The organism is Pseudomonas sp. NPDC089392 (genome assembly GCF_044749595.1).
In the GTDB taxonomy this organism is placed as follows: Bacteria; Pseudomonadota; Gammaproteobacteria; order Pseudomonadales; family Pseudomonadaceae; genus Aquipseudomonas.
The window spans coordinates 1-24003 of the sequence record NZ_JBIVIF010000057.1 but is presented as its reverse complement, the minus strand read 5'-3'; the positions used below and the strand labels follow the sequence as shown (position 1 = coordinate 24003).

The window sequence follows — 24003 nt, the reverse complement described above, 5'->3', positions numbered from 1 at the left end:
ACATGCCGAACGCCAACCCTGCGCCCGCTTCATGGGCGCCTGCTGCCCTGGCTGCCCTGGCCATGGGCTGCAGCCTACCGCTGTGGGCTGTGGAAGCCCCAGCCAAGGTCCAGGTACCGACGCTGGCCTACGATGACCGGCAGATTATCCTGGTGTGGGAAAAGCCGGCCGCCCATGCCGATATCGTCGACTATCACGTGTACGCCAATGGCACGTTGCTGGGCGCCAGCAACGCCAATAACGATCAGGTATCACCGGCCAAACCCTACATCGACCGGTTCTACCAGCAGGACCTGCACAACTTCCACCACCGCATCGCTATTCACAACTTCACTGCCCAAGGGCTCAAGCCCGATACCGAGTACCGCTTCACTGTGCGCTCGGTCGATCGCAACGGCCAGGAGTCGGCCGACAGCCCCGTGGTGGTACAGCGCACCACGGCCGTACCGTCGCTGTTCGACGTGCAACGCTACGGTGCCAAGGGCGATGGCAAGGCCCTCGATACGCTGGCCATCCAGCGCGCCATCGATGCCTGCACACCGGGTTGCAAGGTGTTGCTGCCTGCTGGCACGTACAAGAGTGGCGCGCTCTACCTCAAAAGCAACATGACCCTGGAAATCGCCGAGGGCGCTACCTTGCTGGGCTCCGAGCGTGCCGAGGATTACCCGCGCGCGGGGTACATCCAGTACCCGTATTCCACCACCGTGCGCCCGGCCTCGCTGATCAACGCCTTGCCGCGGGACCCACGTGCGCATCAGGCCTTCGAGAACATCCGTATCGTTGGCAAGGGCACCATCGACGGCAATGGCTGGAAACGTAACCCGGACGTGATCGACGAGCGCGGGCAAGCCCTGCCGTTCTATCTGCCCAGCGACAACACCCGCTACATGCACGATGGGGTGCTGGCCAAGGCCCAGGTAGAGCGCGCGGTGGCCGAGGGCATGAACGTCAAGGATGCCTACGGCCAGATGCGTTCATCGCTGATCACCCTGCGCAATGTGAAGAACGTGTTCTATGGCGGCTTCACGGTGGTCAACCCGGCCTACCACGGCATCATGAACCTGGAAACGCAGAACGTGGTGCTGGCCAACACCACGCACCGCACCTACGACGCCAACAACGGTGACGGCATCGAGTTTGCCAACAGCCGCGGTGCGCTGGTGTTCAATAACTTCTTCGACACTGGCGATGACTGCGTCAACTTCGCCGCCGGCACCGGGGCCGAGGCGGTCCGGCAGCCGGCCCAGGAAGATGCCTGGATCTTCAACAACTACTTCCGCAAAGGCCACGGCATGGTTGTGGCGGGCAGCCATACCGGGGCGTGGATCCAGAACATCCTGGCCGAAGACAACGTTTCGGACGGCACCGATGCCGGGCTGCGGATGAAAAGCACCAACTTCATGGGCGGTGGCGCACGCCACGTGACCTTCCGTGATTCGGCCATTCGCAACACCGTCAAGCAGGCGTTCATCTTCACCCTGGATTACAACGACCCGAACGCCAAGCTCGATTACCAGCGCTCGACGGTAGCGGGGCAGTTCCGCGATATCACGGTCAGCGACGTGAGCGTGGAAAACGCCGGCAGCGCCGCCATCGAGGTCAAGGGTGATAGCCAGCATGGCGCTTATCATCAGGGCCTGGTGTTCGAGCGGGTACGCTTCAGCGGGCCGGCCCCGGTGAAGATCGATGGCTTGAAGGATTCACGCTTCGACGCGCTGCGCTTCAGCCACATCGGCGGTGCCAACCCCTGGCAAGTGCAGGGCAGCCAAGGGCTGGCCTACACCAATGTGGACCCTGCGCCGCATCATTAAGCTTCGCTGTAGAACGCCTGCAGCTGCTGCGCCTCACGCAGGCGCATGCGGCTATTGCTCAGGTGCAGGTACATGGCCGCACGCGCAGCCTCGACCTGGCGGCTGGCGATGGCGTCGAAGATCTGCTGGTGTTCGGCGTTGATCCCGGCCAGGTAGGTGCTGCGGTTGCTTTGCCCGGTGTAGGCGGAGTTCATGCGGGTGCGCGGGATCATCTTGGTACCCAGGTGCTTCATGATGTCGATCAGGTACTGGTTGTCCGCGGCCTTGGCAATTTTCAGGTGGAACTGGAAATCGGCGTTGGTCGTGCTGCCGGATTTTTCCGGGCCTTGCATCAGCGCCTCCAGCGCTTGGTGCAGCTCTTCCAGCGCCTGTGGCGTGGCCCGTTCGGCAGCCATGCCTGCGGCTTGCACCTCAAGGCTGAGGCGAAATTCCAGCAGGTCGAGCACATCGGACAGCAGCCTGATGGTTGCCGGGCCCACGTTGAAGCTCTCTGGCGCCGGCATGTCCAGCACGAAGGTGCCGACACCGTGGTGGGTCTCGACCAGGCCGGCAGCCTGCATGCGCGAAAGCGCCTCGCGTACCACCGAACGGCTGACGCCCTCGGTTTCGATCAGCCTGGCTTCGGTGGGCAGCTTGTCGCCGCGCTTGAGGGTGCCCTCGCGCATACGCTGGGCGAAGCGCTCGACCAGTGCTTCGGCCAGGCGGCGGGGCGGTTGAGGGGTGCTGGCGGTCTGGTCCGTCATTGCGCTGCTCTTGTGTGAACAGCGGCCAGTATAATGCGTTTTGGCCTGAGGCTGCGGGTATACTCCTGGCTCTTCCGCTTTGAACGGGATCATTCAATGGCATCCGCCACCCCTGATAAACGCCTGAATCTTGCCCAGCAACTGGTGCATGACCTGTCGCAGCAGATTCTCTCGGGGGCGTTGCCGGCAGGGAGCAAGCTGCCCACCGAAGAAGCCGTGACCAAGGCGCGTGGCGTCAGCCGTACAGTGGTTCGCGAAGCCATGTCGCGGCTGCAGGCCGAGGGCCTGGTCGAGACCCGTCGTGGTATCGGCACCTTTGTGGTCGACGCCATTCCGGCAGGCGACTTCCAGAGCGCCAGCCCAGGCATGAGCGCTGCCTATAACGCGGTCGCGATCATCGAACTGCGGCTATGCCTGGAGGTCGAGGCGGCGGCCATCGCTGCCCAGCGCGCCACCCGCGAGCAACTGGCTGCCCTGCGTGCGGCGCTGGATGAAAGCGCTGATACACAGGCGCCTTGCCTGCGTAGCGACTTCGAGTTCCACCTGCAGATTGCCCAGTGCACCGGCAACAGTTTTTTCATCGACACCATGACCCATCTTGGCCATACCTTGCAGGCTGCCGCACAGCAGGCAATGGCCGAGGGTAGCGCCGAGCAGCGGGCGCTGGAGGCCCGGGAGCGCGAGCAGGTGCACGCCGCGATTGCACACCGGGATGTGGGTGCCGCGCGCGCGGCCATGCGGCTGCATCTGGTCAATTGCCTGTCGCGTGCCCAGGGCGCAGTCAGTGAGCGTCCGAGAACAAGTCAAACATCAACTGCCTGAGCCAGCGGTTAGCCGGGTCCTTGTTGTAGCGCCCATGCCAGAACAGGTTGATCTCGATGTTCGGCAACGCGACCGGCGGCGGCAAAATGCTCAAACCGAACGGCACTTGGCAACTGGCTGCAAACCGCTCCGGCACCGTGGCCAGCAAGTCAGTACGCTGCAAGATATGCCCCACTGCCACAAAATGCGGCACTTCCAGGCGAATGTTGCGCACCACCCCCGCCCGTGCGTAATACGTGTCGACTTCGCCATGACCGGTATTGGCCGCCACCACGTTTACATGATCGAAGCTCATGAACTTCTCCACGCTCAGTGGCTGTTGCGTGGCGGGGTGACCGTTGCGGCACAGGCACACATACCGATGGTGAAACAGCCGCCGCTGAAAGAACCCCGCCTGCAAATGCGGCAACAGGCCAACCGCCAGGTCGATGGTGCCGTTCTGCAGGCCTTCGGCGAGGGTGTCTGTCGAGTTGCGCAACGTGCTGATGGTGCAGCCGGGTGCCTGTGCGGCAAGGGCGTCCATCAGCTTGGGCATGAAATAGATCTCGCCGATGTCGGTCATGGCCATGGTGAAGCGGCGGCTTCTGGTGGTCGGGTCGAAGGTGTCCTGCCTGCCGAGTGCGTCGCGCAGCGTTTGAATGGCCGTGGCTATCGGTTCAGCCAATTGCAGTGCGTAGGGGGTGGGTTCCATGCCCTGGTAAGTGCGTACGAACAGTTCGTCCTGCAGCACGGTGCGCAGGCGCTTCAGGGCATTGCTCATCGCCGGTTGGGTCAGGTCCAGGTGTTCGGCAGCGGTCGAGACTTTGCGGTCGATCAATAGCTGGTTGAAAACCAGCAGCAGGTTCAAGTCGAGGTCGCGCAGTTCCATGATACCTCTCGGGTATGAATGAAGACGCGTCAGGAATTGTTATCGAGTTAAAACAGCGTCCTGGCTGAACGGTACACCAAACAAGACTCAGCGGGTATGCATAACCATTATTCATGCCTGAAATAGCCGGTATTCGACTGGCTGCCTGTCAGCCAACTTTCGCCTTGGTCATCATGGTTCGCGCTAGCCAACAGGGGCATGCCCCATGACAACTACAAGAACGAGCGATGCCATGCGAAACATCAATGCAGCGGCCCTGCTGGACGGGGCCCGGTTCAATGCCTTTCACGCGCGTGTACTGTTCTGGTGTGCGCTGATCATCATCTTCGACGGCTATGACCTGGTCATCTACGGCGTGGTGCTGCCTTCGCTGATGGCCGAGTGGAACCTCAGTGCGCTACAGGCAGGTGCCCTGGGCAGCTGCGCGCTGGTCGGGATGATGGTGGGGGCGCTGTTCTTCGGTTCGCTGTCGGACCGCATAGGGCGGCGCAAGACCATCATGACGTGTGTGCTGTTGTTCAGCGGGGTCACTGCGCTGAATGGGCTGGCTACCTCGCCAGAAACCTTCGCAATATGCCGGTTTGTTGCCGGGCTGGGTATCGGTGGCGTCATGCCGAATGTGGTCGCGCTGATGAACGAGTACGCACCCGGCAAGTTGCGCAGTACCTTGGTGGCGATCATGTTCAGTGGCTACTCGCTGGGCGGCATGTTGTCGGCCGGGTTGGGCATGCTGTTCATTCCGCAGTGGGGGTGGCAGGCGGTGTTCTACGTAGCGCTGATTCCGTTGTTGTTGCTGCCGTTGCTGATCGGCCAGTTGCCGGAATCCATGGACTTTCTGTTGCGCAGCGGTCAGGCCGAACGCGCCAAGGTTTTGCTGGCCCAGGCAACCTCTACCTATGTGCCCGAAAACGATGACCAACTCAGCCTGGCCTCGGCGCGAGGGGCGAAAGTTTCGATCCGGGAAATATTCAGTGAAGGGCGGGCGCTCAACACGCTGACGTTGTGGGCGGCGTTCTTCTGTTGCCTGTTGATGGTCTATGCGCTGAGTTCGTGGCTGCCCAAGTTGATGAGCAGTGCGGGATATGGGCTGAATTCAAGCCTGGCATTTCTGCTGGTTCTCAACTCGGGCGCGATCATCGGGGCAATTGCGGGTGGCTGGCTGGGCGACCGGATTGGTATCGCCAAGGTGTTGCTGGGCTTTTTCGCCTGCGGTGCGTTATCGCTCAGCCTGCTTGCGCTGAAAGCGCCTGTGGCGGTGCTGTACCTGCTTATCGCGGTGGCGGGTGCTTCTACCATCGGCACGCAGATCCTGGCCAATGCCTGCGCAGTGCAGTACTACCCGCCGCATATCCGCTCCACCGGCCTTGGCTGGGCGATGGGCATAGGGCGCCTGGGTGCGATTGTCGGGCCGGTGTTGGGCGGGGTGCTGCATGGCGCGAACTTGCCTTATCAAAGCAGCTTCCTGGCGTTTGCCATTCCGGGCGCCATTGGCGCAGTCGCCATTGCGCTGTTCATCCGTCGTCAGGTCGCCGCGAAGACTATTCGCGGCGTTCAGCACACTGCCAGCTGAAGGGTATTCAGGCTGGTGATGGGGTTTATGGTTTTCACGATATTTATCAATGGCCTGCCAGCAGTAATCATCGGTGCATTCCAATAACAATCAGCCCCCGAGGTACCTTGCAATGCATAACGCGACTGCGCTTGAAGTTTCCATTATTGGTGGTGGTATAGCAGGTGTGGCACTTGCGCTTGATCTTTGCCGCCATGCACACCTGAACGTTCAACTGTTCGAATCGGCCGCAGCATTTGGCGAAGTGGGCGCGGGTGTGTCTTTTGGCGCCAACGCTGTGCGCGCCATTGCCGGGTTGGGTATTGCTGAACCCTACGCCAGGATTGCCGACAGCACGCCGGCGCCGTGGCAGGACGTGTGGTTTGAATGGCGCGATGGGCGTGATGCGCGGTATCTGGGCAGCAGCGTGGCAGAGGGGGTGGGGCAGTCATCGGTGCATCGTGCCGACTTTCTCGATGCGCTGGCCAGCCAGTTGCCGGCGGGCATCGCCCAGTTCGGTAAGCGTGCGCAGCGGGTTGAGCAGGTGGGGGAGCGCGTGCGTGTGTGCTTCACCGATGGTACGGAACATCACTGTGACTTGCTGATAGGTGCCGACGGTATCAAGTCCGCCATCCGTGACCACGTGCTCGACGGCCTGGGCGTACCGCGGGTGGCGCCTCGTTTCAGTGGCACTTGCGCCTACCGTGGGCTGATCGACAGCGAGCAGTTGCGCGAAGCCTACTGGGCGCGTGGTATGGGTGAGCATCTGATCGATGTGCCGCAGATGTACCTTGGGCTCGACGGGCATATCCTGACCTTCCCGGTCAAACAGGGGCGGTTGATCAATGTGGTCGCGTTTGTGTCTGATCGCAGTCAAGCGAGCCCGACATGGCCGAGCGATGCGCCTTGGGTGCGTCAGGCAACTCAGGGCGAGATGCTGAAGGCTTTCGAGGGCTGGGGTGAGGCGGCGCAAGTGCTGCTGGAATGCATTGCAATGCCTTCATTGTGGGCGCTGCACGATCTTGCCGAGTTGCCGGGGTATGTGCACGGTCGTGTCGGGTTGATCGGTGATGCGGCTCACGCCATGCTGCCGCATCAGGGCGCGGGGGCCGGGCAGGGGCTGGAAGATGCCTGGTTGCTGGCGCGGTTGTTGGCGGACCCGGGCGTGATTGGCCGTCGTCCGCAAGCGGTACTTGAGGCGTATGACGCAGTGCGGCGGCCGCGTGCGTGCCGGGTGCAGCGCACCTCGTGGGAAGCGGGGGAACTGTATGAGTTTCGTGACCCGGCTGTGCTGGATGATCTGCAGTTGCTGGGCAAGGTGCTGGGTGAGCGCTTTGACTGGCTGTGGAACCATGATTTGCAGGATGACCTGAGGCAGGCAAGGCAGCTGTTGGGGTTGCAGGTGCAGGCGGCCTGATTGAGTGGCCGGCACCGGCTGCGCCGGTGTTCGCGGCTAAAGCCGCTCCTACAAGTACAGCGTGAGCCCCAAGCCAGCACAGTACCTGTGGGAGCGGGCGAGCCCGTGAACACCTGCAAAGCCGGTGCCATCCCCTGCGTCGCCTGTTTCGCGGGCGCGCCCGCTCTCATAGAACTGCACATAACTAATTGAATTAGCTGGGACACTGTGGGAGCGGCTTTAGCCGCGAACACCGGCGCAGCCGGTGCCATGCACCGCGTTGGATTCTTCGCGGCTAAAGCCCACAGGGTATGCGGACCGCTTGCGAACTGAGTTCTCTACGCGACAGCGCAACCCACAGGGCTGGGCGATCTCCCACAGGAACCGTGCATGGCTTCAGACCGGTGCCATGCACCGCCGATCATCCCTCACTGCAAGGTCACCGGCTGCATACCATCCGGCAACTGCCGAAGCGCCGCCTCCAGCCTGGCAATCGGCCCCGCCAGCTGGTCCGCTTCCTTGTCCTTGCCCTCACTTCTCAGGCGATCACGCTCAACCCGCAGGTTAAGCAAATTTTTCTGCAGCTTCAGGGCCGAGTTATTGAACGGGTCCATGCCTTTCTCACGATGTGGGCTTCCGTGCCGTTGTAGGAAAAGTGGACCGTAGCAGCTCGAATTTACCGGAGAAACTGATGTTTCATACAGGTAAATGCCTCAGTCTCGACTCTTCCTACGCTGCTCGGTAAAAGATCCTACAGGGCGCGTTTCAAGTCATGTCGTGCAACCCCTGCTCAACCCCGCATGATAATTGGCCACAATCGGTTTTCGGCAAGGCAGGCCCTCAACTGGATTCAGTGCAGAACCTGCCGTGCTTTTCGAAAACTTATGTAGCAATTGCCGCCCCGCAAACTACAAGTGGTCCGCATCCACCACCGCCTGGGCAAACGCCTGTGGCGCTTCCTGTGGCAGGTTGTGGCCGATGCCACCGCTGATCAACCGGTACTCGTACTTGCCGGTAAAGCGCTGCGCATAGGCTTCTGCTGGCGGGTGCGGCGCACCGTTGGCGTCGCCCTCCAGCGTGATGGTGGGTACTGCGATGGGAGGGAACTTGGCCAACTTAGCCTCCAGTGAGTCGTAGCGCGTTTCACCCTGGGCCAGGCCCAGTCGCCAGCGGTAGTTGTGCACGGTAATCGCCACCTGGTCCGGGTTGTCCAGGGCCTGGGCACTGCGCTCGAAGGTAGCGTCGTCAAAGGCCCACTTGGGCGAGGCGGTTTGCCAGATCAGCTTGGCGAAGGCATGGCGGTTTTGCTCGTAGCCAGCCTGGCCACGCGGTGTGGCGAAATAGTACTGGTACCACCATTGCAGTTCGGCGCTGGGCGGCAGCGGGGCCTTGGCCGCTTCCTGGCTGCTGATCAGGTAGCCGCTGACCGACACCAGCGCCTTGACCCGCTCAGGCCACAGTGCCGAGACGATATCGGCGGTGCGTGCGCCCCAGTCAAAGCCAGCGAGCACGGCGTGCTGTATATGCAAGGCATCCATGAACGCAATGACATCGCTGGCCAAGGCGGTGGGCTGGGCGTTGCGTGGGGTTGCTGCGGACAGGAAGCGGGTCTGGCCGTAGCCGCGTACGTAGGGCACCAGCACCCGGTAGCCTTTTGCCGCCAGGGCAGGGGCTACTGCTTCGAAGCTGTGAATGTCATACGGCCAGCCATGCAGCAGGATCACCACTGGGCCGTCGGCCGGGCCTTGTTCTACGTAGGCCACATCGAGCACACCAGCATTTATGTGTTTCAGCGGGCCGAAGTCATCCGCCACTGCAGCGGCTGGCTGGGGCTGCTGTGCTGCGGCGGTGGCGATGTTCGCAGCCATCAGGCCAAGCGGCAGCAGGGCACAGGCAATCAGCGTATGGCTGAAACGGCGTGGCAGGGTGGTGGTCGGGTAGCTGGCAGACATTGGGCATCTCCTTGGCAAAACCATCGGTGCGGGTTGGTGGGTGCCAGTAAAGATGACGGCTGTATCGCGGTTGTGTCCGATCGGCCTGCGGCAAGCGTTCTTGTGTATCACGTCTCAATTTGTACACATGAAGATACAAACAGCGGGCGGCGGTGACGCCTGAGCCGGAAGCTTGCGCGGTAGGTGTAGGAGCGGGCTTGCCCCGCGAAGAAGCCAACGCGGTGCATGGCACCGGCGTTGCCGGTGTTCGCGGCTAAAGCCGCTCCTACGCACACCGCTTGAGCGCAAAGCTTGTGCAGTACATGTGGGCGTGGGCTTGCCCGCGAAGAATCTAGCGCGGTGTATGGCACGGGCTTTGCCCGAGTTCGCGGGCCAAGCTCGCTCCCATAATGAATACATGTCTGCCATCTGATCCGCTTTTTTTCCACAAACCTGAATCTGTAACCGTATCAGCCCAAGCCGGACAATGTGCCCATTCCCGCATCACACTGTAGAGGTTCCGATGGGCAAGCTCGCGCTGTTCCTGGGTGGTTTTCTGCTGTTGACCATTCTGATTGGTATTCTTGGCACCATTCCGCCAAGCTGATTTCAACTGCGTGTTCCTGCGCGGCCCGTCTACTTCAACTGGCGGGCCCAATCCCTGACCAAATGGCCAGTATTCTCCCAGTTTGCACTGCTGGACAAGCGGTAGGTGCAAATCATTCTCAAGTGCAAAAGCCTCGTGTAGCTCCTGCCGCCGTTCATTCGGACGGTCTTGTTGCCTTGGAGTCGAAACATTAATGGAATGCAAGAAAGGCACTGCAGCCATGCTGGAGTGGCGTAGCCGTTTTCTCGCTGAAGGCACGCTTGATGAGCAGGATTACCACCAGGCACTGTGCGGTGCCGAAGCGCTAGAGCAAGCGGGCGAGATCAGTACGCTGGAGTGGATCGAGTTGGTCAGGCTGGCCAATTCGGCATTGCTGCAAGTACGATAAGTCATTCTTTACGTTAGGAAAACTGTCCACAAAAAACGTGGGTAGGTCTGTGGATAAAGTGCTGTAGGCCACGCTGGCGGCGGGCTCTGTTAAATTGAGTATATTTTGAACAGTCGTTTTGCCCGCCTTTTTCAGTGGGCCAGGCCGGCGCGGCGCAGGGCAGCCAGCAAGTCGCGCACCCGCACCGGTAGCTCGCCGGCAGGGTACACGGCATGCATCTGCGGGTCTTGGCCACTGCTGGAAGTCAGGCGGTACTGCGGGCACACCCGCACCAGCCGCCCGGCCTTGACCTGCGCTTCACCGACCCAGGCGGCCAGGCGCGCAATGCCGGCACCGGCCAAGGTGCTGTGGTACACCGCATCGCCTGAGTTCAGGCGCAGCCCGGGCCTGGGGCGCAAGCTGGTGATCTGGCCGTCGCGGCAGAAGTGCCAGGCTTTGAGGATGCGCGGCGCCGTGTGCAGGATCAGTGTATGCCCGTCCAGGTCTTCCGGGTGCTGTGGCGTGCCGGCCAGGGCCAGGTACGCCGGGCTCGCATACAGGTGGCGCTGGTAAGCCCACAGCGGGTAACCGATCAGCTCGCTCGATTGCGGGAAAGCACCCCGTACCACGAAATCGAACTTGCCTTGCAGCGGGTCGAGGGCTTCGTCGCTGTACTGCACGTCCAGTGTCACTTGCGGGTGGCAGCGAGAAAATTCGGCGAGCACCTGGGGCAGCACATGTTCACCGAGCAGCTGCGGCACGGCGAAGCGGATCCAGCCTTGTGCACTGCCACTGAGCGCGGCCAGTTCGTCGGCGGCATCACGTTGCACATCCAGCAAGCGCTCGGCATGCGGCAGCAGGCGCTCGCCAGCTTCGGTCAGGGTCACGGCGTTGGCGTTGCGGTTTAGCAGCTTGCTCCCGGCGTTATCCTCCAAGGTTTGTACTGCACGGGTTACCGCGCTGGGTGAGCGCCCCAGGGCGCGGGCGGCAGCGACGAAGCTGCGCTTGTGCGCCACACTGACGAACGCCTGGATTTCCCGCAGCATGTCCAATGCCATTGCCTGCTCCTCGTTGCAGTTTTTGCAATATGGCATTTCAACACAAGCGCCGCACTTTGATTAGCCTTGCCGGGGTCTTTACTGCCTGGAACCGCGTCATGATGGATATTGCTGTGCTTGCTGTTTTCGCCTTCGCCGCTGGCTTGATCGACGCCGCCGTGGGTGGCGGCGGGCTGATCCAGATCCCGGCCTTGTTCAACGTGCTGCCCACCGCGCAACCGGCGGCATTGCTTGGCAGCAACAAGCTGGCGTCGGTGTGTGGCACGGCCTTCGCGGCACGTTCGTTCATCCGCAAGGTGACGCTGGACTGGGGGCTGATCGTGCCTGCGGCGCTCAGTGCCTTTGTCATGTCGTTCGCCGGCGCTGCCACGGTGTCGCTGGTGCCGCCCAGCGTGATGCGCCCGGCGGTGCTGGTGCTGATCGTGCTGATGGCCATCTACACCTTCTGCAAGAAGGACTTCGGCACGTTGCACAAACCGGCTCAGATCGGCCGCAAGGAGCAGTGCCTGGCGGTACTGATCGGCGGCGCCATCGGCTTTTACGATGGCCTGTTCGGCCCGGGCACCGGCAGCTTCCTGATCTTTTTGTTCATTCGCTTTTTTGCCCTGGATTTCCTGCACGCCTCGGCCTCGGCCAAGGTGGTGAACATTGCCACCAACCTGGCGGCACTGGTGTTCTTCGTGCCGACGGGCAATGTGCTGTATGCCATTGCCTTGCCCATGGCGCTGTGCAACATCCTCGGTGCGTTGACCGGTACCTGGCTGGCGGTGCGCAAGGGCGCGGGCTTTGTGCGCGGGCTGTTCCTGGTGCTGTTGTGCGTGTTGATCGCCAAGCTTTCCTGGGACTTGCTGGCCGGCTAGTTCACATCACCTGGCGCTGCGGCTCGGCCTGTTCGACGCGGTTGCGGCCGTGGGCCTTGGCCCGGTACAGCGCCTGGTCGGCATCTGCCAGCAGTTCGTCCAGGCTGGGGGCCGGCACGTCGGCGTCGCAGCCGGCCAGGCCGATACTCACGGTAATCTGCAGGCGCTGGTCGGCCTGCACCACGTGCAGGTCCTGCACGGCGCGGCGCAGGCGTTCGGCGGTGAACTTGGCCCGTTCGGGGGCAAGGCCGGGAAGGACGACGACGAATTCCTCGCCGCCCAGGCGCGCTAACAACTCATCGTTGTGCAACTGGTCTTGCAGGGTGCTGGCGAACTGGCGCAGCACCTGGTCACCGACCGCGTGGCCATGGTCATCATTGATCGATTTGAAGTGGTCGATGTCCAGCATCATCAGGGGCAGCGGTAGCGCCTGGGCGTGTTGCTGGCGGCTGTCCAGCAGGGCGTTGGCGCGGCGGGTGAAGGCGCTGCGGGTAAGTACGCCGGTGAGGTGGTCGATGGTGGCCTGGTGCGCCAGCCGGGCCATCAGGCTGCGGTTGGCCTGGCTGACGCAGGCCACTACCAGCGGCCCGAGCACCAGCATGGCAATGCCCAGGCGCGCCGACATCAGCGTGGTCACCCCGGGCTCGCTTTGCGGCACACTGAAGTGCATGAGGTTTTGTGCCACTGCCACGATCAGCGTACTGCCGGCGGTAAGCGTCAACAGTGAAACCATGAAAGGTGAGTAGGTCCAGGCGCACCAAAGCAGCGCGGCAATCGGGAAGGCAATGGCCCCAGGGCCACCAAAGAAGAGACTGAACGCCAGCGAGGCCAGCAGCACCAACAGCGGCGCCAGGCGGATGGCCTGGGCACCACCGCGCACCAGGGCCCGCACCGTAGGCGCGGTGAGCAGCACCGGCAGCACTAGCACGCCGGTCGAAAACTGTTCGCTGAACCAGGCCAGCCAGGTGGCGCGCAACGACTGTTCGAACCACGGCGCGGCCATTGCCGCGGCCATGCTGGCCGCCACCATGGCGCCGGCAGCACAGGCGGCGAACACGCTGAGCACGCCGTGCGGGGTGCGCATGCGCCGGTGCAGGCGCGGCAAGCGCGACAGCACCTGCCACAGTGTGACCACCACGCCCAGGTTGCACAGGTTGAACCACAGCGCTGGCACCCAGGCGCTGCCGCACAGCAGGTCGGCGCCGACCATGGCCAGCCAGACCAGGGCAAAGCCCGTCAGCGTGGCCTGGCGGGGGTAGCGCAGCAGCACGCCGGCCAGTACCGCATTGACCGGCCAGAACAGTGACAGCGACTCGATCGGACGTGCCAGGATGCCACCAAGGGTGAGGGCAAAGGTCAGGCAAAGCAGAACGACGTAGGGCAATAAGCGCGATTGGGTTGGAAAAACCATGGGCTCGACCGGCAAGCGGAAACGAAATCCAGGACAACGGCTTAAAGCACCTGGGGCAAATTAGGCATCAGTGTGTTTCGTCAGGCTACTTGATGTCAATCTGCCGCGATCGGTCGAGATAATGCCAAGTTGCGTCTAGGCGTTGCCAATCGCCTTACAACCCAAAAAACCACGGCACCATCACCACGGTCACCAGCATCACCAGTAAGGTGAAGGGCACGCCAATCTTGACGAAGTCAGCAAAGCGGTACTGCCCAGGGCCCAGCACCAGCGTGTTGACCGGCGAGGACACCGGCGTCATGAACGCCGCCGACGCGGCCAGCGCCACGGTCATGGCGAACGGGTAGGGCGACATGCCCAGCTGTGCAGCGGTGCTGACGGCTACCGGTGCCATCAGTACTGCAGTAGCCGTGTTGGAGATGAACAGGCCGATCACCGCCGTGACCGCAAACAGGCAGGCGAGGATGGCGCTGGGGCCTGCACCGCCCAGCACGCTGACCAGCCCGCCCACCGCCAGGTCGATGCCGCCAGTTTTCTGCAGCGCCTGGGCGAACGGCAGCATGCCGACGATCAGCACCAGGCTTTGCCAGTGGATGGCCCGGTAGGCGCTGTTCATGTCGATGCAGCGGCCTGCGCCCATCAGCAGGCAGCCGATCAGCGCGGCCATGACGTTGGGCACTGCGCCACTCACCATCAGCCCGACCATCACCGCCAGGCTGAGCAATGCCTGGGGGGCGCGGGTGCGAGCGGGTGCGACCAGGTCGATTTCGGCGGGCAGGCTCAACACCAGGAAGTCCCTTGGCTTGCTCTGCAGTTGGCGTATGGCCTTCCACGGGCCAACCACCAGCAGGGTGTCGCCCAGGCGCAGTTTTTCTTCCACTAGTTGCTCTTCAATCGCCGTCTGCTCGCGGCGCAGGCCGACCACGTTGAGGTCAAAACGGGTGCGGAAGGCCAGGTCGAGGATGCTCTTGCCGATCAGTTGCGAGCCTGGCGGCAGCGAGACTTCAGCCATGCCCAATTCCTGGGACTGGTCGATGAAATAGGCGGCCTTGAAGTGCAGCGGCTCCAGTTGCATGGTCTGGCACAGGCTGCGCAGGTCGTCGCGGTTGGCGAACAGGTCGAGCAGCAGCACGTCGCCCTGGTGCAGTACGGTGCTGGAGTCGGCGGCGATCACCCGGGTGGTGAACTTGTGCTGGCGCTCGATGCCGATCACGTTGGCGCCGTGCCGGGTGCGCAGTTCCAGTTCGCCCAGGGTGTGGCCGATCAGCGGTGATTCAGGGCGGATGCGCAGGCGCCGTTCACGGCCGTTGAGCTTGTAGTCAAGCACCAGGTCCAGCAAGGTGCGGCGGCTCTCCACGCGGCCGTCCTTGCGCACTTCGCCGTTGAGCCAGTGCCGGGTCAGCAGCATGTAGCCGATGCCCAGTACCAGCACCACCAGGCCGAACGGGGTGAAGCTGAAGAAGCTGAAGCCCTGCTCGCCGTGGCGCACCAGTTCACTGTGCACCACCACGTTGGGTGGCGTGGCCACCAGGCTGAGCATGCCGCTGATCAGGCCGGCGAAGGCCAGTGGCATCATCAGGCGGCTGGGCGAGAGTTGCAGGCGCGCGGCGATACTCAGCACCACCGGTATGAAGATGGCCACCACGCCGGTGGAGCTCATCATCGAGCCCAGCCCGGCCACGGCAACCATCAGCAGTACCAGCAGGCGGGCCTCACTGTTGCCGGCCCGCTCGCTCATCCATTCGCCGATGCGGTAGGCAATGCCGGTACGCACCAGGCCTTCGCCGATCACGAACAGGGCGGCGATCAGCACCACGTTGGGGTCGCTGAAGCCGGCCAGGGCCTGCTCCACGGTGAGAATGCCGAGTAGCGGCAGGGCGAGGATCACCAGCAAGGCGACCACGTCCATGCGTGGGCGATTGATGACGAACAGGACAATGACGATGGCCAGCAGGCCGAGGACCCAGAGCAGCTCTTGGTTCATGGGGAGGGGGTGTTCCTTCACACAGGGGCACGATAGACAGTAGCAGCCAATGTGCCAGCTTGCGGTGAAGGGGGTATTGATGTGCTGCAGTGTTTACGTCTTAGGAACTGAGGTGGTCCCAGTGTAGGAGCGGCCTTGTGTCGCGATGGGCTGCGCAGCAGCCCCAACGATCTTTCATCACGGCACAGAAAGTTGGGGCTGCTGCGCAGCCCATCGCGACACAAGGCCGCTCCTACATCGAAAGCGACAGGCGGCCGATCAGCTTATGGGGGCCTCAGGTCACCGGATCAGTGATGTTTATGATGGTGTTTCTTGCCGCTGCGGTTGTTGTCGCCCAGGTGGTTACCGAGGGCACCACCGGCCGCGCCGCCCAGGCCAGCACCGACGGTCGAGCCGGTCTTGCCGCCTACTGCGCCGCCCAGCAACGAACCGCCGGCCGAGCCCAGGCCACCGCCGATGGCTGCTTCGGTACGGTTGCCCTTGCGAGCACCGACGGCACTGCCGGCTGCGCCGCCAACGCCGGCGCCGATGGCTGCGCCGGTCTTGCCGCCGAGCTGTTGGCCGACAACGTTGCCCAGGACACCACCCAGGCCACCGCCAATGGCGGCAGTACCGTCACCGGCGAAAGCGCCCTGGCACAGCAGCAGGCCGAGGGCAAGGGAAGGCAGAGTCAGACGCATGATACGAACCTCAAAGAAATCATCGGGTTAAGTTGCCGCGCAACGGGCGGCGGGTCAGGGTAGAAAAAGACGCTTCAGCGGTAGTAACGGTCACCGCGGTATTGACGATTGTCATCGTCGTCATCGTCGCGGTCATGCCGGTGGTGGTGGCGTTGGCCGCGGTCGTGGTCACGCCAGCCATCGTCGTCGTCATGGTAGCGATGGCTATGGCACCCTGCGGTCAGCAGGACAACGGCAATCAGCGAAAGGCTTGCAAGACGGCTCATTACGATATAGGTCCTTGATCCGCAAAGGTTTACGGCACACCTTCTGAGACTGGGAACGATCCATTTGGTTTCCTGTGCAGGTAAAATTTTGTCGTGCCAGCGATGAGCGGCGTGCTTGCGGGCTGCTTTTCTGTCCCGCTCGGTCATGGTCGGGCCGCTGGCAGGCCCCTAAACTGCACGGCAAGCCGCAGCCAAGACGGCAAACTGCCACACGGTGAATCATGATGATCGCCCACACCCCTACCTTGTTCGCCGCCGTTGCCCTGGTCGCCACCATCCTGGCCTTCTGCCTGTTGCTGGTCGGGCGCAGCAACCGCAGTGACAACCTGATGCTCACCGGCTGCGGGCTGCTGGTGCATGCCCTGGCCTACGTTTGCTACACCGTGTATGCCCAGGCCCCGCTGTGGCTCAGCTATGGCCTGGGCAACTGCCTGCTGTCGCTGGCCTTGGCCTTCTATACGGCCAGCCTGTTCAGGGTGCGTGAGCAGGTGGTGCCCTGGCGCGTCATCTTTGTCATTCCCGCGCTCATGCTGGTGGGGCTGATGCTGCTGCTCGATACCTTGGAGCCGCGCATGCTGCTGGCGACGCTGGTGCTGATGTTGCAGTGCTCGATGATCCTGTACTGGGCGTGGCGCCATGCCGAGCGGCCAGGCAGGGCCCACCTGCTGTTGCAAATCGGTGCGCTGATCAGCCTGGTCGGCCTGGGCATGCGCGTGGTGGCGGTGGCCAATGGCACGGCGGTGGAAATGCGCTATGACACCAGCAACCTCAAACAGAGCATTTCCGTGGCAATCGGCACCGCCACGGTAATGATGTACTCGATCGGGCTGGTGCTGATGGCCAAGGAACGCAGCGAATCACGTCTGCAGCACCTGGCCCTGCATGACGTGCTGACGGGTACCTACAATCGCCGGGCAATTCTTGAGCGCCTCGCCGTGGAACTGGACCGTGCGCGTGAACAGCAGGGCAGCCTGGCCGTGGCGATGATCGATATCGACCATTTCAAGCGCATCAATGACCTGTACGGGCATCTGGCCGGCGACGAGGTGCTGTGCCATTGCGTACGCCAGTTGCAGCAGCGCCTGCGCCAGGGGGACAGCCTTGGCCGTTATGGCGGCGAGGAGTTCCTGTTGCTGTTGCCAGGCACCGACCGCCGCGGGGCTATGGCTGCCTTGCAAGGTTTGCGCGAGGCCATTGCACACAGCCCCGCGCGTTTTGCCGGTGACCAGATCGAGCTGCGCTTCAGTGTCGGCCTGTGGTGTGGTGTACCGGGCCTCAGGGACAGCACCGCCAGCCTGCTGGGCCAGGCCGATGCTGCGCTGTACCAGGCCAAGGCCGCCGGGCGCAATACGGTGCACATGGCGGCAGTGGTCGAGGCCGGTTGACTGCGCGCAAGCATTCACGCGCGCTACCCGCCAGTGCTAGAGTCGCGTTCTTTTTTACCCTGAGGATGGAACATGCGTGCGATTTTGCCGATGGCCGCGGCGCTGATGCTGGTCGGTTGTGCTTCTGCGACCATGGAAACGGCCCGTGGCGGCAAACCGACCGCGCAGCTTGACTCGCACAAGGCGCCAGAGCTGGTTGCTCAGTGCGTCCAGTTCAGCTGGCAGGAAGAGAAAGTGTTTGGCGACGACGCCAGTGGCTACCTTGAGCCGCGCAAGCAGGGTGGGTTCACGGTGTACACCCGTGAGGCCGAGGCGTTCGTGGACGTCTACCCGCAGGCGGGTGGCTCGCGGGTGGATTACTACGCGCAGAAGAACGACGGCGTGGCGCTGCAGCGCCGGGCAGCGGCGGCGACCTGCCTGTAACGAGCAGATAGCCGCCCGCCGGGACAGCACATAACCCTGTAGGAGCGGGTTTACCCGCGAACACGGGCGAGGCCCGTGCCATCCACCGCGGTGTCAGCTTCGCGGGTGAACCCGCTCCCACAGTGATTGGGCAAGCTTTACAATTTTTAGCAAGGCAGTTGTGTCGCTGGGAGGCGGGTGAGGGCTAGCATCAGCACCTACCATTCAAGGACGACACCATGGACCACTCCCTGCAACTCAACCGCGCCAGCTGGGACGAACGCGCCCCGCTGCACGCTGCCTCCAAGGACTACGAAGTCGAGCAGCTCGTCCAGCACCCCGAACAGCTTTCCGAAACCGTACGCTTCGACCTGCCATTGCTCGGCGATATCAATGGGCTCAAGGCCGTCCACCTGCAGTGCCACATCGGCACCGACACCCTTTCGCTGGCGCGCCTTGGCGCCAAGGTCTGTGGTCTGGACTATTCCGCGGCGTCGCTGGCCGAAGCGCGGGCACTGGCCTCGCGTTGCGCAGTAGCTATCGAGTATGTCGAGTCTGACGTGTACGCCGCCGACCAGGTGCTGCCGCCAGGTACTTTTGACCTGGTCTACACCGGCATTGGTGCGCTGTGTTGGCTGCCCCGTATCGAGCCGTGGGCGCGCACGGTCGCGGCCTTGTTGAAGCCGGGTGGGCGGCTGTTCCTGCGCGATGGGCACCCGATGCTAATGGCAGTCAACGAAGACCACCAGGACCGCCTGCAGCTCGAATACCCGTATTTCGAACATGAACAGCCGACGGTGTGGCACAACGACCAGACCTACGTCGAAACCGACCAGCGCCTTGCCCATACCGAAACCCACGAGTGGAACCATGGCTTGGGCGAAGTGATCACCGCCTTGCTGGCGCATGGGCTGCAACTGACGGCGTTGGTCGAGCACCAGAGCATCCCTTGGCAGGCGCTGCCGGGGCAGATGGTCAAGGGCGACGACGGTGAATATCGCCTGCGCGAACAGCCCGCACGCCTGCCCCTGAGCTACACCCTGGTGGCGGTCAAAGCCTGATCAGGACAAGTAGCCGCCGTCGACATTGAGCGCGGTGCCGGTGGTGTAGCTGGACGCATCGCTCGCCAGGTACAGCACCGCGCCGGCCATTTCCTTGGGGTCGGCCACGCGCTTGAGCGGGATTTGTTGCAGCGCGGCATTGAGGATGGCGTCGTTCTTTACCAGGGCCGAAGCGAACTTGGTGTCGGTCAGGCCCGGCAGCAGGGCGTTGCAGCGGATACCGAACGGCGCGCATTCCTTGGCGAACACCTTGGTCATGTTGATCACCGCCGCCTTGGTCACCGAGTAAATGCCCTGGAACAGGCCGGGCGACACCCCATTGATCGACGCCACATTGATGATGCTGCCGCCGCCGTGCTCGCGCATCAGCTTGCCGGCCTCCACCGACATGAAGAAGTAACCGCGGATGTTCACGTCCACGGTCTTCTGGAACGCGCCCGGGTCGGTGTCCAGCACGTTGCAGAACTGCGGGTTGGTAGCGGCGTTGTTGACAAGAATGTCCAGCTTGCCGAACTGCTCACGGATGCCGGCGAACACCTGCTGGATCTGCTCCAGTTCACCAATGTGGCAGGCCACCGCAGTTGCCTTGCCACCGGCAGCGGTGATGGCGTCCGCCACCTGCTGGCAACCGTCGAGCTTGCGGCTGGAAACGATCACATGGGCGCCCTGTTGGGCCAGCAAGTGGGCGATTGCTTCGCCGATGCCACGGCTGGCGCCAGAGACGAAGGCAATCTTGCCGTCGAGGTCGAACAGGTGGGTCTTGGACATGCTGTTTTCCTTGTTATCCGTCGTCATGGGCGGTGCTCAGAGGCTGGACTTGGCGATGACCTGCAAGCTCATCTGCTCCAGCAAGCGGTTCATGTGAATGAACTGGGCGAAGCGCTTGTCCTGGGTCTGGCCGTGGTAATAGCGGTAGTAGATTTGCTGAACGATGCCGGCCAGGCGGAACAGGCCATAGCAATAGTAGTAATCGAAGTTGTCCAGGCGAATGCCGGCGCGCTCGGCGTAGTAATCGACAAACTGGCGGCGGCTGAGCATGCCCGGTGCATTGCTCGGCTGGCGGCGCATCAGTTGCACCGGTGCCGGGTCGTCGGCCTCGATCCAGTAAGCCAGGCTGTTGCCCAGGTCCATCAGCGGGTCCCCCAGGGTGGCCATTTCCCAGTCCAGCACGCCGATGATGCGCATGGGGTTGTCGGCGTCGAGGATGACGTTGTCGAAACGGTAGTCGTTATGCACGATGGCGGGTCGCGGGTAGTCTGCCGGCATCTTCTCGTGCAGCCAGGCGGTCACCTTCTCCCAGCGTGGGGCGTCTGGGGTCAGGGCTTTTTCGTAGCGGCTGGTCCAGCCCTCGATCTGGCGTTGCACATAGCCTTCTGGCTTGCCCAGGTCGGTCAGGCCGCAGGCGTTGTAGTCCACCTGATGCAACTCGACCAGGCGGTCGATAAAGCTTTTGCACAGGGCTTCGGTGCGGTCGGCGTCGAGGCCCAGTTCGGGCGGAATGTCTGAACGCAGGATGATGCCGTTGACCCGCTCCATCACGTAGAACTCGCCGCCGATCAGGCTGCTGTCGGTGCAGTGCGCGTAGGCTTTGGGGCAGTAGGGGAAGCCGTTGTTCAACTGGTTGAGAATGCGGAACTCACGGCCCATGTCGTGGGCTGACTTGGCCTTTTGCCCGAACGGCGGGCGGCGCAGCACGAAATCGCGGCCTGGGTAGCTGATCAGATAGGTAAGGTTGGAGGCGCCACCAGGGAACTGGCTGATGCTCGGTACGCCGTCCAGGCCGGGGATATTGGCTTTTAGGTAAGGGTCGATGACGGCCGCATCGAGTTCTTCGCCGGGGCGTACCTGGGTGGACTGGTCGGTGAGCGTCATGCGTTTTCCTTATTCTCGTTCGCAAGGACTATTGGCTAATCTAATGGTCTGCCGCGGCTGGAACAAGCGTGCCAGGTGACATATAGGTGTGGGTGTTGCTCCACGATCAACTGCCTTGATGTAACCACTTGTTTGCCTTTGCGCATTCCTTTGTAGGAGCGGCCTTGTGTCGCGATCGGGGCGCGAAGCGGCCCCGCAATCTTGCATGATGCGCAAATCCTGGGGCCGCTTTGCGGCCCGATCGCGACACAAGGCCGCTCCTACACAAAGCCGGCGCAGTCTGGAACAGGCAAAAAAAACCGAAGCCGGTCAGGCTTCGGTTTTTCGTTCAGCCGATATCCCCAGCCCTCAGGACGGGAACAGCTCGCTGAGTTTCATCGACAGCATCATGTCGCCTTCAACGCGCAGCTTGCCGCCCATGAAGGCCTGCATGCCGTCGGTTTCGCCGCTGACGATACCCTTCAGGGTTTCGCTGTCCATTACCAGGGTGCAGTTGGCATCCGGGTTCTCGCCTTCCTGCAGGTCGCAGGTGCCGTCCTTGACGATCAGCGCGTATTTCTTGCCTTCGTCGGTGATGTCGAAGCCGAACACCAGGTCCAGGCCGGCGGCAGCGGATGGGTTGAACTTCTCTTGCATCTTTTTAACGGCATCAGCTACGGAGGTCATGGCGCATTCCTTATAGATTGATTTACACGTCCCCGCAGGGACACAACTAGCCGGTCTTATCGGTAAGTGACAAGCTCCGGCGCCCTCAACAGCTGCACATGGGCCTGACTGTTGAAGGAAACCAGTGCCACGTCGCGGCCGCGAAACTTCAGGTGGCTGAGCGACGTGTTGATTATTTGCCAGTTCAGCGCGAACGCCTGGCTGGGGGTAATACCGGTAACCAGGTGGAGCAGGGCGGCAATGGTACCGCCCGACGTGAACACAACGATATTGTCGCCGCTACCGGTGCTATCGAGCAGGCGTTGCAAGCCAGCTTGAACGCGAGCCGTGAACGCCTGCCAGGTTTCCAGGCCGTCGCCGGCATGCGCGCCATCGTGCCAGCGCTGCACCATCAGCGCGAACAGGCGCTGGAACTCGCTGCGGTGCTGCGCAGCATTGCGCAGGACATGCAGGGCATCGGGCTCTTCCGGCAGCAGCCCAGGCAGCAGGGCACGGATCACGCCGTCGGCATCGAACTCATTGAATGCAGCGTCGGTCTCAACAGCCGGTACCGGGCAGCCATTGGCATGCAATGCTTCCAGGGCCAGGCGCGCGGTATCCTGCTGGCGGCGCAGGTCACCAGCCACGCAGCGGTCCAGCCGCACACCCAGTTGGGCCAGGTGCTTACCCAGCGCCTGGCTCTGGCGCATGCCCACGGGCGAGAGGACATCGTAGTCATCGGCACCGAAGGAGGCTTGGCCATGTCGGATCAGGTAGAGGTTGCCCACGAAAGGTTCCGGCCTGTTGGAGGTTGCTGCGAGGTTAGGATGCGGCACACGGGCTGTCAACGAAAAAACATACAAGCGTTTGAAAAGGTTGTTTGAAAGGTGTTGCCAGCGTTTACACCGGCTGGCAGCACCTCAGGCGCAACGGTATGCTTGCAACAGTTACGCGCCGTAGTGGCGCAGGCATTTAAGGAGTCAACGTGGAGTTTCTTGCCGAATACGCAAGCTTTCTCGCCAAAACCGCCACCCTGGTCATCGCCATCCTGATGGTGCTGTCGGCCATCGCCGGGCTGCGTGGCAAAGGGCGGCGCAAACAGGGTGGGCAATTGCAGGTCACCCGCCTGAACGAGTTCTACAAGGACCTGCGCGAGCGCCTGGAGTCTGGCCTGCTCGACAAGGCCCAGCTCAAGGCCCTGCGCAAGCAGCAGGCCAAGACGGAAAAGCAGCAGAAGAAGGGCAAGGGCAAGGCCGAAGAAAAGGGCCGGGTCTTCGTGCTGGATTTTGATGGCGATATCAAAGCGTCGGCCACTGAAAGCCTGCGCAACGAAATCACTGCGCTGCTGACCCTCGCCACCCCGCGTGACGAAGTGGTGCTGCGCCTGGAAAGCGGTGGCGGCCTGGTGCACAGCTACGGCCTGGCTGCCTCGCAGCTGGCACGCATTCGCCAGGCCGGCATCCCGCTGACCGTGTGCATCGACAAAGTGGCCGCCAGCGGTGGTTACATGATGGCCTGCATCGGCGAGAAGATCGTCAGCGCGCCGTTTGCCGTACTGGGTTCGATCGGCGTGGTGGCGCAGTTGCCCAACGTCAACCGCCTGCTGAAGAAGCACAACATCGACTTCGAAGTGCTGACCGCAGGCGAGTACAAGCGCACCCTCACGGTGTTTGGCGAAAACACCGAAAAGGGCCGGGAGAAGTTCCAGGAAGACCTGGACATCACCCATCAGCTGTTCAAGGATTTTGTCGCCCGCTATCGCCCGCAGTTGCACATCGATGAAGTGGCCACCGGCGAAGTCTGGCTGGGCGTGGCGGCACTCAACCGCAAGCTGGTAGACGAACTGCAGACCAGCGATGAGTACCTTAGCGAGCGTGCGCGCAATGCCAACCTGTTCCACCTGCACTATGCCGAACGCAAGAGCCTGCAGGAGCGAATTGGCGTGGCCGCCAGCGGCGCGGTGGAGAACACTGTGGTGGGGTTATGGAGTAAACTCGGCCGCCTGCGCTAAGACCTTGAACCCGTTGAAATTTTTTTTCGTTCAGGGGGTTGCAAGGTTAAAAGAATGAAGACATAATGGCGCCCATCGAAACGCAGCAAACTTTGAAAAAGGTTCAGCGTTTCAAGGAGATAGCAAAGCGCAAGCAGCTAGATCCAACCTTTGAGGCCGAGTAGCAAAGTGGTTATGCTCCGGATTGCAAATCCGTCTACGCCGGTTCGATTCCGACCTCGGCCTCCACCATTCGAAAGCCCCGCAGCCATTGAGGTTGCGGGGCTTTTTTAAT

Annotated in this window: 23 protein-coding genes and 1 tRNA gene; 11 read left to right on the top strand and 13 right to left on the bottom strand. The window is 62.3% G+C overall.

The window, feature by feature from the left end:
* The first annotated feature begins 2 nt into the window (after positions 1-2).
* Positions 3-1811, top strand: a complete 1809-nt coding sequence (locus ACIP1G_RS29120; RefSeq protein ID WP_400743446.1) for a glycosyl hydrolase family 28 protein — start codon at positions 3-5, stop codon at positions 1809-1811.
* Here ACIP1G_RS29120 and ACIP1G_RS29115 read toward each other — a convergent pair.
* Positions 1808-2554 (bottom strand): FadR/GntR family transcriptional regulator, encoded by a 747-nt coding sequence (locus ACIP1G_RS29115; RefSeq protein ID WP_400743443.1) that lies wholly within the window; start codon positions 2552-2554, stop codon positions 1808-1810. The genes ACIP1G_RS29120 and ACIP1G_RS29115 overlap by 4 nt on opposite strands.
* A gap of 96 nt (positions 2555-2650) precedes the next feature.
* Here ACIP1G_RS29115 and ACIP1G_RS29110 point away from each other — a divergent pair, with 96 nt between their 5' ends.
* Positions 2651-3376, top strand: coding sequence for a FadR/GntR family transcriptional regulator (locus tag ACIP1G_RS29110; protein WP_400743440.1), 726 nt, complete (start codon positions 2651-2653; stop codon positions 3374-3376).
* Here ACIP1G_RS29110 and ACIP1G_RS29105 read toward each other — a convergent pair.
* Positions 3336-4244, bottom strand: a complete 909-nt coding sequence (locus ACIP1G_RS29105) for a LysR family transcriptional regulator (RefSeq protein ID WP_400743437.1) — start codon at positions 4242-4244, stop codon at positions 3336-3338. The two genes, ACIP1G_RS29110 and ACIP1G_RS29105, sit on opposite strands and share 41 nt — an antisense overlap.
* A gap of 232 nt (positions 4245-4476) precedes the next feature.
* Here ACIP1G_RS29105 and ACIP1G_RS29100 point away from each other — a divergent pair, with 232 nt between their 5' ends.
* Positions 4477-5814, top strand: a complete 1338-nt coding sequence (locus ACIP1G_RS29100; RefSeq protein ID WP_400743434.1) for an MFS transporter — start codon at positions 4477-4479, stop codon at positions 5812-5814.
* 112 nt (positions 5815-5926) lie between these two features.
* Complete coding sequence (salA, locus tag ACIP1G_RS29095; protein ID WP_400743431.1) at positions 5927-7210, top strand: salicylate 1-monooxygenase; 1284 nt, start codon at positions 5927-5929, stop codon at positions 7208-7210.
* A 407-nt stretch (positions 7211-7617) separates the two neighbouring features.
* Here salA and ACIP1G_RS29090 read toward each other — a convergent pair whose 3' ends face one another.
* Both ACIP1G_RS29090 and ACIP1G_RS29085 read right to left on the bottom strand, forming a co-directional pair.
* Positions 7618-7803: a hypothetical protein gene (locus ACIP1G_RS29090; protein ID WP_400743428.1), complete on the bottom strand. Its 186-nt coding sequence runs from the start codon at positions 7801-7803 to the stop codon at positions 7618-7620.
* 294 nt (positions 7804-8097) lie between these two features.
* Complete coding sequence (locus ACIP1G_RS29085) at positions 8098-9141, bottom strand: alpha/beta fold hydrolase (RefSeq protein ID WP_400743425.1); 1044 nt, start codon at positions 9139-9141, stop codon at positions 8098-8100.
* A gap of 779 nt (positions 9142-9920) precedes the next feature.
* Here ACIP1G_RS29085 and ACIP1G_RS29080 point away from each other — a divergent pair.
* Positions 9921-10115, top strand: a complete 195-nt coding sequence (locus tag ACIP1G_RS29080) for a hypothetical protein (RefSeq protein ID WP_400743423.1) — start codon at positions 9921-9923, stop codon at positions 10113-10115.
* Positions 10116-10246: 131 nt separating this feature from the next.
* Here ACIP1G_RS29080 and ACIP1G_RS29075 read toward each other — a convergent pair whose 3' ends face one another.
* Positions 10247-11152, bottom strand: coding sequence for a LysR substrate-binding domain-containing protein (locus tag ACIP1G_RS29075; RefSeq protein WP_400743420.1), 906 nt, complete (start codon positions 11150-11152; stop codon positions 10247-10249).
* A gap of 98 nt (positions 11153-11250) precedes the next feature.
* Here ACIP1G_RS29075 and ACIP1G_RS29070 point away from each other — a divergent pair, with 98 nt between their 5' ends.
* Positions 11251-12012, top strand: a complete 762-nt coding sequence (locus ACIP1G_RS29070) for a sulfite exporter TauE/SafE family protein (protein WP_400743417.1) — start codon at positions 11251-11253, stop codon at positions 12010-12012.
* 1 nt (position 12013) lies between these two features.
* Here the strand turns inward: ACIP1G_RS29070 and ACIP1G_RS29065 are convergent, their stop codons facing one another.
* The 4 genes from ACIP1G_RS29065 to ACIP1G_RS29050 all read right to left on the bottom strand — a co-directional run bounded on the left by ACIP1G_RS29065 (position 12014) and on the right by ACIP1G_RS29050 (position 16353).
* Positions 12014-13438: a diguanylate cyclase gene (locus tag ACIP1G_RS29065; protein WP_400743415.1), complete on the bottom strand. Its 1425-nt coding sequence runs from the start codon at positions 13436-13438 to the stop codon at positions 12014-12016.
* Positions 13439-13577: 139 nt separating this feature from the next.
* Entirely contained in the window at positions 13578-15407 is a 1830-nt protein-coding gene (locus ACIP1G_RS29060; RefSeq protein ID WP_400743412.1) for an SLC13 family permease, read from the bottom strand.
* Positions 15408-15694: 287 nt separating this feature from the next.
* Positions 15695-16087 carry a glycine zipper domain-containing protein gene (locus ACIP1G_RS29055; RefSeq protein ID WP_400743409.1) on the bottom strand — a complete coding sequence of 131 codons (393 nt, stop codon included), beginning with the start codon at positions 16085-16087 and terminating at the stop codon, positions 15695-15697.
* 74 nt (positions 16088-16161) lie between these two features.
* Entirely contained in the window at positions 16162-16353 is a 192-nt protein-coding gene (locus ACIP1G_RS29050; protein WP_400743406.1) for a hypothetical protein, read from the bottom strand.
* Between the two features lie 224 nt (positions 16354-16577).
* On the opposite strand from ACIP1G_RS29050, the gene ACIP1G_RS29045 reads away from it, so the two are divergent.
* From ACIP1G_RS29045 to ACIP1G_RS29035, 3 genes are all read left to right on the top strand, one after another.
* Complete coding sequence (locus tag ACIP1G_RS29045) at positions 16578-17738, top strand: GGDEF domain-containing protein (protein WP_400743405.1); 1161 nt, start codon at positions 16578-16580, stop codon at positions 17736-17738.
* Between the two features lie 72 nt (positions 17739-17810).
* Entirely contained in the window at positions 17811-18161 is a 351-nt protein-coding gene (locus ACIP1G_RS29040) for a hypothetical protein (protein ID WP_400743402.1), read from the top strand.
* A gap of 218 nt (positions 18162-18379) precedes the next feature.
* Positions 18380-19201: a class I SAM-dependent methyltransferase gene (locus ACIP1G_RS29035; RefSeq protein ID WP_400743400.1), complete on the top strand. Its 822-nt coding sequence runs from the start codon at positions 18380-18382 to the stop codon at positions 19199-19201.
* Here the strand turns inward: ACIP1G_RS29035 and ACIP1G_RS29030 are convergent, their stop codons facing one another.
* The 4 genes from ACIP1G_RS29030 to ACIP1G_RS29015 form a co-directional block, all read right to left on the bottom strand.
* Entirely contained in the window at positions 19202-19969 is a 768-nt protein-coding gene (locus tag ACIP1G_RS29030) for an SDR family oxidoreductase (protein WP_400743397.1), read from the bottom strand. It lies immediately after the preceding gene.
* 36 nt (positions 19970-20005) lie between these two features.
* Positions 20006-21073 (bottom strand): phosphotransferase family protein, encoded by a 1068-nt coding sequence (locus ACIP1G_RS29025; RefSeq protein ID WP_400743395.1) that lies wholly within the window; start codon positions 21071-21073, stop codon positions 20006-20008.
* A gap of 348 nt (positions 21074-21421) precedes the next feature.
* On the bottom strand, positions 21422-21739 hold the full coding sequence (locus ACIP1G_RS29020) for an SCP2 sterol-binding domain-containing protein (RefSeq protein WP_172218639.1): 318 nt from the start codon (positions 21737-21739) through the stop codon (positions 21422-21424).
* Positions 21740-21795: 56 nt separating this feature from the next.
* Complete coding sequence (locus ACIP1G_RS29015; protein WP_400743393.1) at positions 21796-22506, bottom strand: histidine phosphatase family protein; 711 nt, start codon at positions 22504-22506, stop codon at positions 21796-21798.
* A gap of 197 nt (positions 22507-22703) precedes the next feature.
* Here ACIP1G_RS29015 and sohB point away from each other — a divergent pair, with 197 nt between their 5' ends.
* On the top strand, positions 22704-23729 hold the full coding sequence (sohB, locus tag ACIP1G_RS29010; protein ID WP_400743390.1) for a protease SohB: 1026 nt from the start codon (positions 22704-22706) through the stop codon (positions 23727-23729).
* A 154-nt stretch (positions 23730-23883) separates the two neighbouring features.
* Positions 23884-23957: transfer RNA gene (locus ACIP1G_RS29005), tRNA-Cys, on the top strand.
* Positions 23958-24003: the final 46 nt, after the last annotated feature.